Origin of the sequence: Paenibacillus sp. N3.4 (assembly GCF_008017805.1) — a bacterium.
GTDB lineage: Bacteria > Bacillota > Bacilli > Paenibacillales > NBRC-103111 > Paenibacillus_E.
This window is the reverse complement of the sequence record NZ_VRTT01000034.1, coordinates 52,265-71,272: the sequence shown is the minus strand read 5'-3', so window position 1 is coordinate 71,272 and position 19,008 is coordinate 52,265. Positions and strand designations below refer to the sequence as shown.

11 protein-coding genes are annotated in these 19,008 nt (G+C 45.4%); all 11 read right to left on the bottom strand.

Annotated elements, in window-relative coordinates; all coding sequences use genetic code 11:
* On the bottom strand, window positions 1-311 hold a 311-nt coding region (tnpA, locus tag FU659_RS18265; RefSeq protein ID WP_147948393.1), incomplete at its 3' end, for an IS200/IS605 family transposase.
* A 300-nt stretch (window positions 312-611) separates the two neighbouring features.
* A complete protein-coding gene (locus tag FU659_RS18260) occupies window positions 612-839 on the bottom strand; it encodes a cold-shock protein (protein WP_147948887.1) in 228 nt (75 codons plus the stop codon).
* Between the two features lie 146 nt (window positions 840-985).
* Window positions 986-1,186 carry a cold-shock protein gene (locus tag FU659_RS18255; RefSeq protein ID WP_029199448.1) on the bottom strand — a complete coding sequence of 67 codons (201 nt, stop codon included), beginning with the start codon at window positions 1,184-1,186 and terminating at the stop codon, window positions 986-988.
* Window positions 1,187-1,585: 399 nt separating this feature from the next.
* Window positions 1,586-2,695 (bottom strand): glycoside hydrolase family 88 protein, encoded by a 1,110-nt coding sequence (locus FU659_RS18250; protein WP_261807898.1) that lies wholly within the window; start codon window positions 2,693-2,695, stop codon window positions 1,586-1,588.
* 54 nt (window positions 2,696-2,749) lie between these two features.
* Window positions 2,750-5,158: a glycoside hydrolase family 2 TIM barrel-domain containing protein gene (locus FU659_RS18245; protein WP_261807897.1), complete on the bottom strand. Its 2,409-nt coding sequence runs from the start codon at window positions 5,156-5,158 to the stop codon at window positions 2,750-2,752.
* A gap of 293 nt (window positions 5,159-5,451) precedes the next feature.
* On the bottom strand, window positions 5,452-12,162 hold the full coding sequence (locus tag FU659_RS18240) for a CBM96 family carbohydrate-binding protein (RefSeq protein WP_147948884.1): 6,711 nt from the start codon (window positions 12,160-12,162) through the stop codon (window positions 5,452-5,454).
* A 287-nt stretch (window positions 12,163-12,449) separates the two neighbouring features.
* Entirely contained in the window at window positions 12,450-14,048 is a 1,599-nt protein-coding gene (locus FU659_RS18235) for an extracellular solute-binding protein (RefSeq protein ID WP_147948883.1), read from the bottom strand.
* Between the two features lie 106 nt (window positions 14,049-14,154).
* Window positions 14,155-15,021 (bottom strand): carbohydrate ABC transporter permease, encoded by an 867-nt coding sequence (locus FU659_RS18230; RefSeq protein ID WP_147948882.1) that lies wholly within the window; start codon window positions 15,019-15,021, stop codon window positions 14,155-14,157.
* Window positions 15,022-15,034: 13 nt separating this feature from the next.
* Window positions 15,035-15,994 (bottom strand): ABC transporter permease, encoded by a 960-nt coding sequence (locus tag FU659_RS18225; protein ID WP_147948881.1) that lies wholly within the window; start codon window positions 15,992-15,994, stop codon window positions 15,035-15,037.
* 198 nt (window positions 15,995-16,192) lie between these two features.
* On the bottom strand, window positions 16,193-17,983 hold the full coding sequence (locus FU659_RS18220) for a cache domain-containing sensor histidine kinase (protein WP_147948880.1): 1,791 nt from the start codon (window positions 17,981-17,983) through the stop codon (window positions 16,193-16,195).
* Window positions 17,980-19,002: a response regulator gene (locus tag FU659_RS18215; protein WP_147948879.1), complete on the bottom strand. Its 1,023-nt coding sequence runs from the start codon at window positions 19,000-19,002 to the stop codon at window positions 17,980-17,982. The genes FU659_RS18220 and FU659_RS18215 overlap by 4 nt, the downstream gene beginning before the upstream one ends.
* Between the last annotated feature and the right edge of the window lie 6 nt (window positions 19,003-19,008).

The window sequence follows — 19,008 nt, the reverse complement described above, 5'->3', positions numbered from 1 at the left end:
TTTCCTCCCCACAATTTCTTTTTAATCTTAGGAAACTCTTTAAACAAAAGTCTGGCGGAAACACCTTTTAATGCTTTAATCATACTAGGTATTGAATGCTGTGGTGTACAATCCACTAAGAGATGGATGTGATCGGAGTCGCTTTCAATTTCAGATATAGTGAAGTTGTTATCGGATGCAATCTGAATAAGAATTTCTTTTAGTCTTACGTCTAATTCTTCTACAAGAATCTGGTGTCGGTACTTTACACACCATACGATGTGGTACTGAATGGCATAGACGTAACCACGACCATGCTTAATTTCTGACATAAAATCACCTCTGACTACAGAATAGCATATGTCAGTGTTATTTTCCTATAGAAACCTTGACACTAAAAGGATTGTTGTAATAGTTACCTAAACATGTGTCGGATAGTTAACGTGGCATAAGCCACGCCCTATCCGAAGTTTTCTAACTCACGACTGAAGGCACGAGTTTGCGAAAACTTTTCATCAACTAGATTTGGTTCCAAACCATATAGACCTCCAGATGCCTTTGACATACAAACAAACAGCCCCGCATGCTCACTATTGAGCGATTGCAGGGCTGTTCCTTTATGCTTGTTAAGTTTATATTTGCACGCCTTTTTTTAGCGCTTTTTGATCACTGTTTGTATTATTTACCATAGGAAGCAGTTTGACACTTCGAACCATTGTAGACTGACACAAATGACATGTCGGCACGTGATCGAATGCAAAATTATCCCGCATCCAGCCTTTACAGCCTTCTTTTTCACAAGACCATACCGTCACATTTTCTAGAGGCATCTCTTCAAGCGACTTTTTTCTGGAATACATGATAAAACCTCCTTAGAGTTTTCGTCAGAAAACTGTGTTCATATGCAAGAGCTTAGCGCTGCACTGCAGCAAAAACAACTTCATTCGCATAGGCTAAATTGAAAAAAACTGCCCTTACACATGTAAAGGCAGTTTTTAAAATTATATTACAGTTTTACAACGTTTTCTGCTTGTGGACCGCGGTTGCCTTGAACTACGCTGAATTCAACGTGTTGGCCTTCGTCCAAAGTTTTGAAACCGTCGCCTTGGATTGCGGAGAAGTGTACGAATACATCGTTGCCGCCTTCAACTTCGATGAAACCGAAACCTTTTTCTGCGTTAAACCATTTTACTGTACCAGTAGCCATTGAGAAATACCTCCAAAAATTATTAACATGTTTTTCTTCAAAAGAGAAAAAAATTCACACATTGCACAAGGTTCCATCACAAAAATGAAAACCCTTTACAATATGTGAATTCAGGTTCTTTTTGTCGATTGTTTTTATAATACCATATCCATTTTGAAAACGCAAACTATTTCCAATTATTTTATTCCCGTGTAATCGCTTACTGCATAAAAAAGGGCGAAAAGGGCAGCATTTTAGGGTCATAAAAGACCTATTCGGCTTTGTGCCAAGATGACCGAATGGAAAAAATCGCGACGATCCTCTATGTGATCTTTCCCTTCACAGTTAGAAGAGATCGCCGCAATTAGCTGAAGATATTTTGCAAGTCGGCATAACAATCTGCTTTGGAGCCTGCTGCAACTAGAAAATACGGTTCTTCCAGCCGAGTAGCTTGGCGATGGCTTCAACGTAATAATAGTCACCGTAGATCAGGGAGACATCAATATTTTGCCCAGCCGGCAAATTGCCTGTACCCGCCAACAGAATCGCTTCATGATCCGGTTGATCCCAGGTCGCGTAATGCCGAGTCAAGGACAACAGGATGCGTTCCGCTGCACGCTGGTAAAGTGCTCCTTCCAGAGGAGAAAGCGCATCAGCAAGCTCAAGTAGACCCGAGGCAGCACAGGTTGCAGCAGACGTATCGCGCGGCAAGCCGTCCAGTGATTCGTCCGCACGGAAGTCCCAGTGCGGCACATGATCGTCAGGCAGACATGCCAGAAAATAGTTGGCAACTCGCTGAGCGGCATGCAGGTACTTCACGTCACCCGTGTAGCGGTAAGTGTTGGCCATCCCGTGCAGCGCCCAAGACTGTCCACGACTCCAAGATGAATGCGGTCCTGCACCTTGTCCGCCGAGCGATTCAAGAAACTCTCCCGATCTCGGATCGAAGCTCAGGATATGATTGACGGATCCGTCTTCACGGATAAATCGGTTCACTACCGTATCTGCATGAGCCTTGCCGACATGTTCGAAACGCGGGTCAGCAAACTCTTCGGCAGCCCAGAACAGGATAGATAAATTCATAGAGGAGTCGACGATCGACCAGCCTGTCTTGTCCTGATTCCATGCACGCAGGAATTGCCCGGCCAGATTGAAGCGCCCCGCCAGGAAATTCGCCGCAGCCAATCCTCTTCGCAAGGCGTCCTGATCTCCCGTCAGTTTGTGCTTAATAACCGCAGTAGGGAGAAATTGAAAACCAACATCATGATGGAAGTTGTTAGCTTGGATCATTTTCTGCTCTATTTTTTCATCCCAGCCCCAGGCAGCATCCTTGTAATGGTCCTTGCCCGTCATGTCATGCATGATCCACAATAAGCCCGGCCAAAAACCGGATGTCCACCAATCCAGCCGCAAATCATCGTAAATACCGTCCGACTTCGCCACATGCGGGGATTTATCGCCAATCTGCACGATCATCTTGTCTACTTTAGCCTGCAGCGCTTCCCATATGAACGGCAGTGCTTCCCGCATGGAAGCGGCATTGTTCCACTTATCACTTTGCAACACGCTTTGGTTTTCCATATCTTATCTCTCCTCCATCATTTCGTTTAATGTAATGAAAGCCGTAGCCATGCCCTCGCATCGCGCGCTTACTACAGATACTGGTGGATGGATGCCTCCGGCCACAACCGTTGTTGCCGATGCAGGCCCTCCAGCCGAGAAGAACTCCGCATCCCCAATGGTTGCCGGGAGGCCGCCCTGCGGATCTACATAAATACCGGCACGTCCCGTTGCAAGTTGGACGAGCCTTGAGCCATGGATCGTGCCCAGACCATCCAAAAGCCTGCCATCCCCACTTAGTCCGAAGCGAACGAAGTTCGCTGCGTCTGGGCAGAACACACCGTTTTTATCCAACATACGCGCTTCCACATAAATTCGGCCATCGGTCTTCTGCACTGCAGTTAACTTCAGTTGTGCCGGCTCTTCCCATGTTTCCGTCTGATAGTGGAAGCTCAGTTCATCTTCAACGATGCGCCCTTCCTTCTCGGCAACGACTCGCACCCGGTTAATGCCGGGAATGAGAGCCGTATGCCACTGCAAGCCCGCACAAGGAAAGTTCTGAGAATCACGCATTTTCATACCCAGACTAACGCCGTTGAGAAATAGCTCCGCTTGCGTACAGTTCGAATACACCTTAATGTCCTTCAGCTCATCAGCCGTTCCCCAGCGAACCGGCATCGAGTGGCCGTAAATACGCGCCATCGGTTCCTTCGCCCAATAGGATTGGAACACATAGAATGCTTCCTTCTTCGTCAAATCACGTTCCACAATACCTTTCATATTCAGGTAAGGAATGGGTGAATCCGGACGCACCGGTGTGGCAAAATCCTTAAAGGACCATTGCGCTGCGCCTGTCAGCCACTCCATCTGCTCCTGACTTTTCAAATACCAGTCGATCATTTCGCAGAAATAAGTTTCAGACCAATCCCCGTCGCGGGATACGCGAGGCTCTCCGCCTGTAAGCAAATAATCCCCATCCCGTTCTTCCGTCGATCCGTCACCGCGAGGAATGAATTCGAAGCCGGTGAACGTCTTCTCCACATGTCGCGTAGGCAGATTGTCTGCCCCCCATTCCATATGAAAAAAAGAATCCACGTTTTCAAATGCCGTCCGGCAGCTCTCTTCATAGTCGGTATAAATACCACGGTACCAGCCTGCCCAAATCGAAGGCGAATACACGTCAATGATATCCTTGCAAAATTCACAGCGGCGTATCGCCGTCAGACGACCCGCATCGAGCTGATGAGAGAGATCATGGAGTTCCTTCATAAAGCGGCGAATTTCCTCTTGATCAAAATAATCGAAGTCGCATTCCCAATCATTTTCGTTGCCCAGTCCCCATAAAATGACGGATGTATGATTGTAATGCTGAGCAATCATAGCCCTCAGCATATCCCGGCACTGCTGCCGATAAGCTTCGCCTCCTAATCCACCGCGACACCACGGAATTTCTTCCCACACCAGAATGCCGAGCTCATCGCACAGATCGAGTACGATTCTGGATTGCTGGTAGTGTCCCAGTCGAATAAAGTTGGCCCCCATGCTTTTGATCAGTTGCATTTCTTCACGTATCATTTCTTCTGTCATGGCTGGCCCAACGCCTGCATGATCTTCATGACGATGGGTGCCGCGCAGCAGAAGACGCTCACCGTTCAGATGGAAGGGGCCTTGCTTGCGAAACTCGAAAAACCTGACCCCGAATTTCTCCTCAACGGAAGTTTCCCCATGACCACTTGAAAGTGTAACTGAACACTGATATAGGAAAGGAAGATCCGTTGACCAAAGCTGCGGATCCTCAAGCTCAAATACCGCCAGCTCCTTATCCCCATCCCACGAAAGTGAATCCGTTCTCGCCTCTGCAAAGACATGACCTTCGGGGTCTGTGAGTCTGATCGTCAGCTGAATGCTTTCGTTCAAGCTCTGCGGATTGTAAAGACCCACGCGAACTTTAACCCTACACGACGGTTTGTTCGCAGAACCCGATTGGATTGCTTCTTGTAAGTCCGCCGTGTCCGTCTCGATGTGAACCTGCCCCAAAGATATGGCCGGTACATAAACAAGATTCAGGTAACGGTATACCCCGCCGTATAGATTGAAATCGCTAACATCCGACGGAATCGTTTCCAGCTCTCTGCTGTTATCGCACATGATTGCTACAGGAACTTTGCCCTCATAACGATCTATCTGTTGCGCTTGAGCGGAAGCCTCCGTAATATCTACTGTGAATTCGTCGTATCCTCCAAGGTGCTCTCCTGCTTGCTGTGTATAGACGAATACCTTGGAGCGTTGTCCCGCACCTTCAAAATGCAGCAGCGTGCGACCATTCGGATAAGGATTGTTCAGTTCCAACTTAGTACGGTACCAGCCCTGTCCTTGATAATACTTGCTGTCCGGGTCCATCGTATCCAAAGCATTATAAGAATGCGGCAGCAAAACCTGATTCCACGGTACATTGTAATGATTTTGCAGCTTATCGCCTCGCCAAACCTCCCAAACGCCTCCTAAGCTTCCGCAATGATGCTCCCAATCATGGATTAAACGCTGCTTATGAATAGTCAGTCACTCCCTAAGAAATTGTTGCCCTCAGTATAGCAAAAATCACTTTTAAATAGTTTAGTGCTCCTATGATAAAATGTTGTTAGATTACGATTTTCTATGCACTCTCTCTTCGCAGGATTGAAAAGAGAGACCCTGCTTTTCGCAAAAGGGTCTCTCTTTCTTTACTTCTATTTTGTAAACGTAAGATTCTGAAGCATCCTGCTTAAAACCACTGTGCTTTGAGCACGGGTTGCCGTACCTGCTGCATCATATTTTCCAGGAGCGATACCTTCAACAATTTTCAAGTTAGCCATGATGGAAATAGCTTCTTTGGCCCAATCCCCGAATAGATTCTCGTCCGAGAACACTGCGCTTTGACCTGCAGTATTGCTTTCATTATACCCGGCAGCCTTCATTGCACGGAAAATCATGACAGCCATTTCCTGGCGCGTAATCTGTTGATTCGGACGGAATGTCTGATCGTTATAACCGGTTACGATTCCTGCATTCGCTGCTGCGTAAACTTGCCCCTCAAACCAATCACCCGAACTCAGATCACGAAATGGATTCGTGGAAGAAGTAACTGGCTTTAGTCCAATCGTACGAGCAATCAGCGCTGCAAACTCTGCTCGGGTCACTGCTTGATCTGGCTGAAACTGATCCTTCGCTGTTCCTTCGACAATAACCTTATTGGCCATGCTTTCGATGGCATCCTTCGCCCAATGCGTCCGGATATCATTAAATGTTACGTTACGGCTTACCAGCATGTAAGTGCTGTTGGTACGGCTGTACATGGTGACCTCATTACCTGATACTTTGAATGGTATGGGTTGATACACAAGGTTTCCGGATTTGTCAGTCTCCACACGAACCGCTGCCATATGGCCAGCCTTATCACTGCTCTTGGTCTTGATTGTGCGCGGAACATATTGGGTGAACGTTACGATTTCCACACTCTTTCCATCGGCTGATGTAGCCTTAACTGTGAAGTCCACGGCACCCAGCACATCTTGACCGGCTGACTTCGCCTTCTCGGTAACGATATTATTTGGGGTAATCACGATCTCCACATTAACCTTGTCGCTGGTTGTGCCGAGCTTGCTTGCCCAATCTTGAAGATTGATTTGCTGCTTAGGTAGTTCATAACTTCCCGCTTTCGTGTCTACAATAAGCGACTTTAACTGTTCATCCTTAGAGAATTTCTGTAATGCGCCGTTATTTAATACTACACTCGTCTGGGCGACATTAGTTTGCGTATCTGCAATCAGTTTAAGCTTGCCGTTTATTGCGTTCTTAGCAGCTTGATCGATGATTTTCTCATCAACGTTTGCTTTGGCAATCTGTTGTCCATCAATGGTCTTTATTTCAACCGGCACTTGATTCGATGGCGTATTCTTATTTCCTTCATTGTTCGGTGATGAGGAGGCGGTACCTGACGTTGTATCCTCTCGATTGCGGATTATATTAATTTGATATTTCTTTTCCGAGCCGTCTTCCGCTTTTACTTCTACAGTAATGAGATTGCTGCCGTAAGATAATGACACGGCTACGTCGGTTCCGCCAACATCGACACTTTGATTGACGGTGATCTTAGCCTTCTGGCTTTCAGGACTTGCTTGAATAACCAGACTGCTCACTTGAGGAATAACCGTTAAACTATATTCGGTTGTTTCCTTTGCGAAAGCAGGCGTCAAGTCTAACGAAGCAGTGCCGCTCTTTACAACCAAACAGCCTAAGTTGGCGTTAGAAAGCACAGTCGGCTGCTGGACTAATTTCAAAACCGGTCTTAATGAACTAAATTCCTTCTCCTTCGTGTACAATTCGATGTTAGCATCCTGCTTCTTCGAATCAACCACCATCAAGCTAACGATTCCATCTGTCCTTGATGCAACAAATTGGGTTAATGCATCCGTAGCAATGTTGTAAGAGTTAATCGCATTTCCCGATATGCTGAAACTGCCTACATACGTCGCCGTGGCTCCTTTTCCGGTCAAATCGCCTTGAGGTGAATGGTTAGGTGAAGACAACCAGGTTGCATCACTCTCACTCCATCCGTTGTTATCAATGCCATACAGATCCAAGGTATAGGAATCTGCCCCCGGGTTTGGATCTGTTAATCTTCCGCTTAATTGAAAAGATGCGGCCGAAACGGAGGCTGGAGCATCCACATGAAATTTGAAATAAGCAATTTCGCTTGCTGTACCTGATTTATTCGTTTTCAGGCCCATCATCTTGGCATTGCCAAAGCTCGATGAAGGGGCTGACATAAGCACATTCGTATCTTCGGTTGCTACAATCATGCTGTTATATACTTTTACACTCGGATCGATAATGACATTGCCGTGCAAATTTCCTTCAATGGTATTGCTGCTGCTAATAACGGTGCCAGTTCCAATATCGACCACAACTCCGTAGGTATTTCCTGTTATTGTATTGCCTTCGATCACTACATCTTGCGGGTCGCCCATTCCGATAAATCCGGCGTTCTTATCACCAGGATCATGCATCAGATTAATTCCTCTGGAAGCGGAAGCTGTATAGCCCTTGATCGTATTCCCGCGAATGACTGTGCGGGGTGCGTTCATGACATCAAGACCGTTTGTTACTGTGGACTCATTCCCGGCTGCCGTCCACTCCAACGTATTGTTTTCAATCGTTGTATCCGGCGTGCCCATATAGATTAGAATTCCCTGTTTCGTATTCTGAATAAGGTTATTATGCACATAATTGAATGGACCAGTCGCACTATGATTACTTGGGAAGCCTCCACCCGTATTGCCTAACCCGACACCTGCACCATCTCTTGTGCCAATAATCGTATTGTCATAAACCTCGTTTAAATACTCAAACTCGCCATGCAGATCAATGGAATCAAAAGTCGTATTCGAAATATGGTTGCCATAGATTGCATTGTTATGCGCATAGGCTTGCACAATCACACCATGCCGCATGGCATCCGTTCCATCGAACGAATTGTTCCGAATCACATTGTATTGCGTATCGTTAGGTTTTCCATAGGTATCTTCTTTGAAAATCCCTTGCAGAGCGATTCCATAACCCGCTCCTCCTGGTCCAATATCGGTTGCTTGGCGGAAGCTGGAATTCTCGATTACGGTATTATTCGCTCTACTCAGTCGGATACCCGTTTTCTCAAACTTTTCGATCGTCACATGATCGATCCAAATATGATGTGGCGGTGAAGGTGGATTGGTCACATTTTCATCGATATATATGCCGTTCTTAGGTCCGCCTTTTTTATCATAGCTCACTTCATACGGATCTGTAGGGTAAATCCAATCCCATGTGGAGCTGATAGTTAAATTAGAAATGCGAATGTTGTTCACATTCAAGCCTTGAAGAACTCTTGAGCTGCTATTGGACAAAGTGCTTGTTGCTGTATGCGCGGCTCCGCCTCGATTATCGAAGTCAGATAGTAGGATTACCCCATCCTGACTTTCCCCTCTAAGATTAACCCCCGATTTTAACACAAGGTTAGCTGAAGAACTGTTCGGATGAGCCGACTTCAAATTGTATACGCCATTAGGGAAGTAAACCTCATCTCCTGCTTGCGCGGAATCAATGGCCGCTTGGATCGCTGCGCGGTCATCCGTGCCATTGTTCAAAATATCGGCAGCATAGTGGACACTGCCCACTGAGAAATTGGTCACATTAATGGTTCTTCCAGTTACTGAGTTTGGTTGTATCACGGGATGAGGTGTACCATCCTCGTTATAAAGCCCAGCTTTTACAGGTTTAGCCGGCATTGAGACAGAAGGCGTATTCGGCACAGCATCCACCAAAAGTCCGTTTGGATTAGGTGGGTACACTTGAACTTCGTTCAATCCGAAATAGTCGTTATTTGAATTTCCTTTACCTGTTATTTTGATATACCTGGCTTGAACATCAGGGGTATCTACCGGTTCCATTTCCGTCGTAGTTCCGCTGCTTTCGCCGGAATATATGGTAGTCCAGCTTGTTCCGTTGTTAGAAACAGATACATTAAATTTCGTGGATCTGGAATCTCCTTTGTAGAAGGACATAGCCATATAACCAATGGACGACTCAACACCCAGGTCATACTGGATCCATTGCCCGATGCCCATTACTCCCCATCTCGTGCTTAAACTGTTGTCATTGGCGAAGGAAGGCGCGTTACCATCATTGCTGCTGGCCGTTACAACTGTCGACTTGTCAATATATTTCGCTTTTGGCGTAACAGCAACAACTTGAGAGGCCGCACTGCTTGCGCCTGCTGTATTCAATGCTCTAATTACATAATAATAATTGGTGCCGTTCGTGATGCCTGTGTCGATGTAATCAGTCCCACGAACAGACTGGGCCACCCTTTGAAATGGACCACGCTGTGAGGTTGAACGGAAGATCATATAACTCTCCGCGCCACTAACAGGATTCCATGCTAATTTCACCTGAGCATTTGCCGGTACGGCAGTAACGCCGGAAGGTGCATCGGTAGGTACGGAAGGAGTAACTGTCATGATTTCCGAGTCGATGCTGCCTTTGGAATTAACAGCTGATATGACGTAATAATAAGTACTTCCGTTCGTCAATCCGGTATCCTCATAAGATGAAACATTCAACGGCAAATTAGCCAGTGTTGTATAAGCTCCATTAGGCTGCTGAGCACGCTTGATGACATACTCAGACACATCATTACCGGCATTCCAGTGCAAGGACACCCGCTGGTCTCCTACCAATTGATATACGCCGGAAGGCGCAACCGGAGGAACATTAAAAGGTTGAGGCAGCGCAGAAATCTCATTGGATAAGGTACTATCGAGAAGTACGCCATCAGCCGCATTAGTCAAAGGACTTACAACGTAATAATAGGTAATTCCATTCGTCACCGTATCCACATAAGTTGTATCGTTGACAGTTGCTATTGTTTTATAAGGGCCTCCCGCAGCCAAGCCACGCTTGACTGCGTAACCTTGTTCATTTGAAACACTCCCCCAATGGATGACCACTTTACCATCAAAAGCCGTTTGCTTAGCGAGATTGGTTGGCGCAGTTGGAAACGTTTGTGTGGCCCTTACATCATCGATGTAGGCAACCATTTTGGCAGAGCTTCGAAATCCGATTAATCTAGAATCTGCGTCCGTATCTAAAATACTGTTATCCGTTACCATCAGCGTAGGACCGTCATTGATGGAGCCAATCAGCGTATTACCGTTTGTCAAAAAAGTAAGTGTGTAATACACATTCGTGCTGAAATCCGGTATTGGAGCGGAAGCTAATTCACTGTCATTGCCTCCATTGATCTTTTTAATAATCGCTAGCTTGCCATTTTTTATAGCCAATACATAATTCGTATTTGCATCTCTTATTCTTAATCCAATACCAATCATACCGTTTGCATTGTAGTCCAAAATCTTCACTTTTGCGGAGTAAAGCATATTTCCTTTGCCAGTAACGGCATCTTTATTGAAATTTTCGTTCCACATGCCAGTATTGCTTGTACTTTCGTTTTTCAAGTGGACAACCGTAGAACCTGTGGTGACATCAGTTCCCATCCACCATGGACCATTCGCTGCGTTTGCCCGCCAATTGAATTGTTTGCTTGCAGAGCCTGTTCCATAATTAAAGGGAACTGCAAACAGGTCGAACGACTCCACCATATCTGTACTAGTAACAATGGATTCCTTAGGGACATATGGCGGTATGGGCTCGGTCTTAGCTGAAAGGATCGGGCCGTTCGTCGTATGGTTGTTCGCCGTATCGTAAGCTTCAACTTTAATTTGATAAGTTGTATTCGCATCTAGTCCGGTCAGGTTGTAACTCGTACCGTTAACAGTTGCTGCGAGCATACCATCTTTATAAACCTTATAACCCGCAACTCCTGACGCATCCGTTGCCGTCGTCCAAGACAGATTAATAAAATCCCTACCCACACTAGAAGCAGATACACTGCTGCCGTTCGGCCACGTTGGAGGAGTGGTATCCGCCAAAGGCAATGTAGTAACCGACGTAGTGGGACCATTCATACTGTAAAGACCTGCCGCATCTCCGGCTTCAACTCTGAATTGATAGGTTGTATTCGCCATAAGTCCGGTCAATTTGTATGTAGTTCCCGTGACGGTTGCATCCAGAATGCCGTCTTTGTATAAACGATAGTTAGTGACCCCGACATTGTCTGTTGCAGTTGTCCAAGATAAATCAACTGAGTTCGTGTTGATGTTGGCTGCCGTCAGTTTGCTATCGCTAGGCCATGTTGGCGGGACAGAATCTGCAGGAGCTGCTGTTATGAGTAAAGTCGGTTTAGGATTACTTCCTGATGCCTCCTTTGGGTACAAATTGACGCTAATATTCGATTTGCTTGTATCGGCAACAATGAAACTCAACCAACTGTTTCCATTTTTCATTTGACTCTTGGCGAAGTCCGTTACGTCCACGGAGTAAGTCCCTCCAATTGTCGCTGAATTAGGAGTTGTTACGGTAAATTGACCGATGTACTTCGCTTGAGCAGCATTCGTTAAATCCTTGCTTGTCGCATTGCCCCAAGTTAGGTCGCTTTCCCCCCAAGAAGTATAGGGAGTACCGTATACACTAAGTGTAACCGCAGTATTGCTGGAGCCTTGCTTAGCCCCAATTTTCAATACATACTGTGAGTTTGGATCAGCATTGATACCGTTTACATTAAATTTGAAATAAGCATAATTATCTCTGCTGGTATTAGAAATGATGCTTAATAAATTTTTGGTTCCATTAACCACAGTTGGGTTAGAACTGTCAATGAATGTGTCTTCAACAGTAGCGTTATTGCCCGTTATGACAATATCAGGACTTGCCGCTTGTAAAGACGGAACCACGATCATAACCTGTAAAAAAAGCATGATGCACAGTAGGCCGCTTATTTGTGCCTTGAACATTCGAATCTTCATGATATTTCCCCTTCTCTATGTCGTATATAAAATGTCGTTGGAAGCGCATACCTTTTTGAATACATCAAGTCAGGATTCACTTCTACTTCATTCTTGTTGCCACTATAACACGTATGAACTCTCCCCCTATGGCGAAAATAACTCACTCTTGTACTTTTTTACGAATTACACGTCAACTCTCATAGGCTCCGAAGGAACTTTAAACCGCTATTCATTATTCATAAAAAACACGGCCTTCCCCCGGAAAAATACCGTTGAAAGGCCGCTTTATAAAGTTGAACTCGTAATTAACCGTTGCTTCCAGGACCCGGACGAGCACCGGAGTTTTTGTTAACACGATCTGTCGCTTCTTTAATAATTTCGTTTCCGCCTTTAGTTTTCCATTCTTCAATAACTTTAGGCCAGTCGGAGATAGGCTCTTTACCATAAATCATTTTGATCATGTGATCTGTGATCAGCTTAGCCGGCTCATCGAATTTAGGAGCAAGGTCAGGGAACTTGGAGTAGGTGGAAAGCTCCGGATCGAACGTATACCCACCGCGTCCTTCTTTCGGCAAAATGTCTTGGAATGCTTTCAACAATTCATTGCCTTTCGGCTCGAAAGGAATTTTTAGTTTGTTATAAGCGCCATCGTTAATAACTTGCAGCCAGCGCAAACGATCCTCGGCATAAATAGCCTGTTCGTCTTTTGGCTTTTCATAAACGATTTTGCCGCCTTCTTTCTTATACGTTTCGCCTTCTATACCAAAGCTGAAAAATTCATTTCCGGCATCCGAAACCATATAGTCAAAGAATTTGATAATGCCTTCCACTTTTTTCGGATCCAGCTTGCTGTTCAGGTAAGCCATTTCCAGCGTAGAGCCGTAAATCATCATTCCACCCTTATTGTCAGGGCCGATAACAGAAGGAATAAGATCTACTTTGCCGTTAGGATCTACTTTATTAAGTTCGATTTGGGAAGTAACGAGGCCAGCAGCGTTAAAATTCCACATGCCCGCTTTTCCTGAATCTCTTGTTTTCGTCCACATAGCAGCGGTTTGAGTTGCGAAATCTTTCGCCATTAAACCTTCATCATACATAGTTTTATAAACATTTAGAGCTTTCATCATATTCTCGCTGTCAAAGAACTTAGGAACGACCTGATCTCCCTGTTTCTCGTACATCGTGCTGTAAGGAAGAACATCATAAGCGCCAAGAATAGAATCGGCATATTTAAAGTTTTCGCGGAATGCGAACGGCTGCTCTACGCCAAGTTTCTTGAAGGCTCTAAGCACGTTAAGCATTTCATCGATTGTTTTCGGAGCTTTAAGTCCTGCTTTTTCAAGCAAATCGGCCCGGATGAAAGTTGCACGGCGGGAAGGTACGCTTAAGTATTGCGGAATGGCATAAATTTTGCCGTCCAGTTTTACTTCGTCCCAAGCTGCCTTAGGAATAACTTTCAACAGGTTTTGACCGTACTTGTTCAAAGCGTCATCAAGCGGCATGAACATTTTGTTGTCTACAGCTCCGCGCATGTCCTTGCTTGCAGGCGTCATGGATTGGTAGGCTACCAGAACGTCAGGAATATCGTTACTGGCAAACATCAGAGACACTTTTTGCTTGAACTCGGCGTGAGGCAACAGGTTGATGTTCACATCTACGTTGGTCCGTTTTTCCAGCTCGAGCAGGCCTTTATCCTTGTTAATGTCAGGGCTTACTTCAACCCCTTTAATCTGCAAAGTACCTCTTGCCATCGTAAACGCAGTTTTTTCCGCAGGCTTCGATGTTGTTGCGCCTCCAGGTGAAGCGGATGCTCCGGTGTTAGTTGCCGGCTTTTTCTCTGAGCAACCTGCCGCTATTGAGGTAACGAGCAAGGAAGTTATGACGACATTCATCCATTTTCTCATGGTAAGACCCCTCTTTCATTTGTTATAAAACGCTTTCACTTACAAACCAACTATACGATGTTGAAATCAACTTCGTATGTCGGGAATCATGTCGATGTGTGTTTTTTTACGACTTTACAGAACCGACCAGCATGCCCTTTGTAAAATGCTTTTGAAGGAAAGGGTACACCATCATAATCGGCACCGTCGCCACGACAATAATAGCCATTTTAATTCCCTCCGGAGAGGAAACCAGTAAATCATTCGCAGGAGCATTGATCGTTGAACTATCTGTAATCAAAAATTCGCGTAATCGTACTTGCAGTGGATATTTCATCCGGTCATTGATAAAGTAAAGCGCGTTTGCATAGCTGTTCCAATGCGCAACGGCATAGAATATGCCTAATGTAGCCATCGCCGGCTTGGAAAGCGGAAGAATGATATTCCACAAGATCCTTAGCTCTCCACAACCGTCGATCCGACCGGAATCGATTAATTCATTCGGCAGCGCCAGGAAAAATGACCTCATAACAAACAAATTGAAGGCGGATATAGCGCCTGGAATCATCAGGGCCCAGAGCGAGTTATTCATGCCTAGGGATTTAATTAGCAAATAGTTCGGTATTAAAGGCGCATGGAATATGAGGGTCACTAGTACCAGCAGCAAGATTGGTTTACGGAAGACGTATTCTGATCTTGATAAGGGATAGGCCAACAATGCTGTCATGGCTAAGTTAATTACTGTCCCAACTGCGGTAATGTAAATACTAACAAAGAAAGAGCGCCATATCAAAGATTCTCCCAGAACGAGTTTGTAATTGGAAGCGGTAAATTCTACTGGCCATAAGTACACCTTGCCTGCATTAATGGCCGGATTGCTGCTAAACGACTGAGCAATAACATGGAGCAGCGGCAACACCATCGTTAAACCTATAAGGATTAAAAATGCATAATTGAATACCGCGAACGTCTGTCTGCCTTTACTTAATTTCATGATTGCTCACCTCCTAGTACAAGCCTTCTCCGGTAGTTTTCTTACTGAGCGTATTACCAAGCATAATCAATACAAGCCCCACAACTGACTTAAACAATCCGACTGCTGTCGTATAACCGTATTGCTTATCGATTAATCCTACTCGATAAATGTAAGTGTCGAGGATTTCACCCTTGTCCGCATTAAGCGTATTCAAAAAGACGAATACTCGTTCAAAACCGAAATCAAGGAAATTTCCGATTTGCAGCAAAAACAGAATGGTGATGGTAGGCATTAACACCGGAATCGTGATAGCCGTTGTTTGCTTCCATCTACTTGCGCCGTCGATTTCCGCAGCTTCATAGAGGTCCGGATTAACAGCCGACAGTGCAGCTAAATAAATAATGGTGCCCCAGCCCGCATCCCGCCAAATACCTGTCAGTACGATAATGGCCTTCACATAAGCTTCTTCCCCCATGAAATAAATAGGAGCCGATCCTAACCAAACGATGAAATGATTAACTAACCCCGTAGACGGGGACAGGATTTCAATGGAAATACCACCAATGACTATCCAAGAGAGAAAATGCGGCATGTAAATGATGGTTTGAATGGTCCGTTTGAACATGACCTTTCTGGCTTCATTCAGTAAGAGGGCCAAAATAATCGGAATCGGAAAAGCAAACACGAGACTATAAATCGCAATAAGCAGCGTGTTCGTTAAAATCCGCATGAAGTCGGGATAAGCGAACATGCTCTTGAAATGGTCAAACCCGATCCACGCGCTTCCCGTAAATCCTTTGAACAAGTCATAGTCCTGAAACGCCATCAAAGATCCAGCTAAAGGGACATATTTGAAAACCAAAAAATAAAGAATTCCTGGTAGCGACAAGAGATATAATGCCTTGTATTTCTTTATAAACCGCCACTTTTCACTTTTGTCTCGGAATTGTATCCGGACCTGATCGGCGGGCTGTATTTTACCTGCAGCCATATGTCCATCTCCTTTTCGATAAAACATGTTGTATAAACTTAGTTTATCTTGAAGAGCAAACAGCGACTATGGGGTAAACTATGTGGCCTTGTCATTTTATACGATTTTACAGCTCGTCGCGGAGGACCTCAGAGCCAACATTCCCCACTTTCAGATCTAAACCAAAAAACCATACGTAAAATACGCATGGTTTACATGTTATTGGTCTCGCGGCATATACATTCGCACTATCGTACCCTGACCTTCAAGGCTTTCAATTTGCAACCCGTATTCCTCACCGAAAACCATCTGAATTCTCCGATGGACATTCAACACCCCAATCCCGCCTTGGTTGCCCGTCACATCCGCCAAACGATTTTCGTTGAGCTTTTCTTTCAGCGTTTGCAGCCGCTCACTGCTCATACCCGCACCATTATCTTGCACCGAAAATAGGAAGTAGGGTCCGTCCTCAATCGCATCCAAACGGATGAAATGATGCTCCTCGATCCCATCCGGAAACGCATGTTGGAATATATTTTCGATGATCGGCTGAAGCGTCAGCCTGACCATTTTCTTAAGGAAATACTGTGGTTCCACGGCCACATCAATTTCAAATTCGCGTCCCAGTCGATGTTTAAGTATAACCATGTAATTCAAAACATGCTTAAGCTCATTCACAACCGTGATCTCTTCCAGACTCGTTTGAACGGAATAGCGCATCATGTAGGCCATAGATTTGACGATTTCGGTAATTTCATCGGATTCCTGGAATGCAGCGTAGCAGATAATCGTCTCCAGTGTGTTGTAAAGGAAATGCGGATTGATTTGCAGCTGCAGCGCTTGGAACTCCGCCTTTTGCCGCTCCATTTGGGCTTCTTGCTTGCGTAAATTGGCTTCATAAATTTCTTCAATTTGGTCGGACAACTTCCTGACCATGGAATTATACGTGGTAATCAAGGAATCGACCTCATTCGATTTGCCGGACAGTGATATCCGTGTCCACTCCCCCTTTTCCGTCTGGCGCATCCCCTTCTGCAACTCCTTGATCGGTCGGGTAATAGATCTTCCGAAGCGGTAAGCTACGATCATGGCAATGGCGAGTGTTAGGCATCCGATTAGAATGGTGTTTGTACGGATATTACGGATAGGGCGGTTCAAATCTTCGTAAGGCAAGGAAACGACCAGATTCCATCCTGTCAGCTTGGACAACCTGCTCATATACAGCCTTTTTTGACCGCTATCATCATTCATTACGACAGGCTGCCCTTCCACAATAGGCTGCCCTTCATAGTCTTTCCCCATTTTTGACTTATCCGAATGATACACAACCTGATTCTGACGGTCGACAATCATGAACGTGCCGCTCTCGCTTAAATTGATCCCCTGCCATAGGCTGGAGAGGCCTTCACTTTTTACTTCGATCGCGATAATCCCCTTGTGGGTTGATGAGTACCCTCTGGCTCTCCGCGTTAAAGTTATGGCAGGACCTTGGTTGGCTGCAGCAAGACTCGCGTTAAAAATCGTCAGCCCGCCGTCTTCCCTCGTTTCATTCATTAATTGCTTCAGATGCTCGACGGCCTTCGTATCCGTTGGGGGAAGACCGGGAGTCCCATTGTAACCGAATATCGACCTCCCGTCCGTGCTCACCAAATAGGCGGAAACCACCTGCGGATGTCGGATGAAGATCGGTGTGAATACGGTTTCCTTAATGAGTGCGTTGTAGCGATATTGCTCATAGTCATCCAGGTTGACGCTGTCGAGAAACTGCATAATGTTCGTATCTGATATAAGCGAAAGCGTAGAATTATCATAGTCATGAATATACGATTCCGTGTAATGAAGCGCATTATCGATGACTTGGGACATATTGCTCTGCATCTGCTCATTCACTTTTTGCGCGGTTTGCACATAAATTGTTACGGCTAGCAGGCTGATGGAGACGAAGACAACGATAATGAAATACATAAACAACCGAAAAAACAGGCTCCTCTTAGCTATCCATTTATTCATTTGATCCCCAGCATGGCGCGATACTCGGTAGGAGAATACCCGGTTACCTTGCGGAAGGTTTTGGTGAAATGCGGATAGTCCCCATATCCAACTTCCATCGCCACATCAATAATTCGGTAATGAGGAATGGCCAACAGTTTCTTGGCATGCAGCATTCTTCGGTTGGTCCTATATTGAACGAAGGACTCATTCATCGTCTTTTTAAAGATTACGCTAAAATAATTGGGCGTTAGCCCGACCATTTCCGCAACTTCCTCCAGCGTGATTTCCTTGAATAGATGTTCATCGATATATCGCTTCGCTTCCTCCATCGGGTCCTTCATATTTTTACCGCGACGAATCAGGATCTCTTGGACGACACGGTTAATCTCTTCCTCGAAAGACGTCAATAAATCCTCCGCGGTACGATGAGCAAGCATACTAACCTGCTGATTCCGAGGTTCATACCCACGTTCTTTCAGGCGCTTAAGCAGCATGCCTAAACACTCCATCAGCGCTGCCTTGAGCATTTCCGGCGTCATTTTGTTGGATAAACAGTATTCCCTCCACTGTTCAAGGGATGGAGCAATCTCATCCAACTTCACATGCCATATCTTCTCTGTGATTTCACCAATCCAATCCTCGGTTTTGACCAAGGAGATCATACCCTTATCTTTATTGCCGCGGACCTTATCGAGGGCGCGATGAATATCCGTACGATCCACAGGCTTTAGTAAATACTCGCTAACGCCATACTGGATGCACCGCTGGGCGTATTCAAAATCTGCATAACCGGAAATAACCACCATATGAATGAACGGGTGAGTCTCATAAACCCATTTACATAACTCAAGTCCGTCTTTTTTGGGCATACGTATATCTGTCAGTATCAGGTCCGGCGCACGTGCAGTGATTTGATTCATGGCTTGTTCGCCGTTTTCCGCTAGTTCAATCCAACCGATTCCGGGTGGATAGCTCTCCGTCATCTTATGCAACCCTTTGCGAATCATAGGCTCATCATCAACTATAAGTATATTCATGCTCGT

Bases quoted from the DNA above. Each gene is read 5' to 3' on its own strand.
- FU659_RS18260 (WP_147948887.1), bottom strand. From the start codon at position 839: ATGTATTCCAGAAAAAAGTCGCTTGAAGAGATGCCTCTAGAAAATGTG.
- FU659_RS18255 (WP_029199448.1), bottom strand. From the start codon at position 1,186: ATGGCTACTGGTACAGTAAAATGGTTTAACGCAGAAAAAGGTTTCGGT.
- FU659_RS18250 (WP_261807898.1), bottom strand. From the start codon at position 2,695: ATGCGGGAAGCACTGCCGTTCATATGGGAAGCGCTGCAGGCTAAAGTA.
- FU659_RS18240 (WP_147948884.1), bottom strand. From the start codon at position 12,162: ATGAAGATTCGAATGTTCAAGGCACAAATAAGCGGCCTACTGTGCATC.
- FU659_RS18235 (WP_147948883.1), bottom strand. From the start codon at position 14,048: ATGAGAAAATGGATGAATGTCGTCATAACTTCCTTGCTCGTTACCTCA.
- FU659_RS18230 (WP_147948882.1), bottom strand. From the start codon at position 15,021: ATGAAATTAAGTAAAGGCAGACAGACGTTCGCGGTATTCAATTATGCA.
- FU659_RS18225 (WP_147948881.1), bottom strand. From the start codon at position 15,994: ATGGCTGCAGGTAAAATACAGCCCGCCGATCAGGTCCGGATACAATTC.
- FU659_RS18220 (WP_147948880.1), bottom strand. From the start codon at position 17,983: ATGAATAAATGGATAGCTAAGAGGAGCCTGTTTTTTCGGTTGTTTATG.
- FU659_RS18215 (WP_147948879.1), bottom strand. From the start codon at position 19,002: ATGAATATACTTATAGTTGATGATGAGCCTATGATTCGCAAAGGGTTG.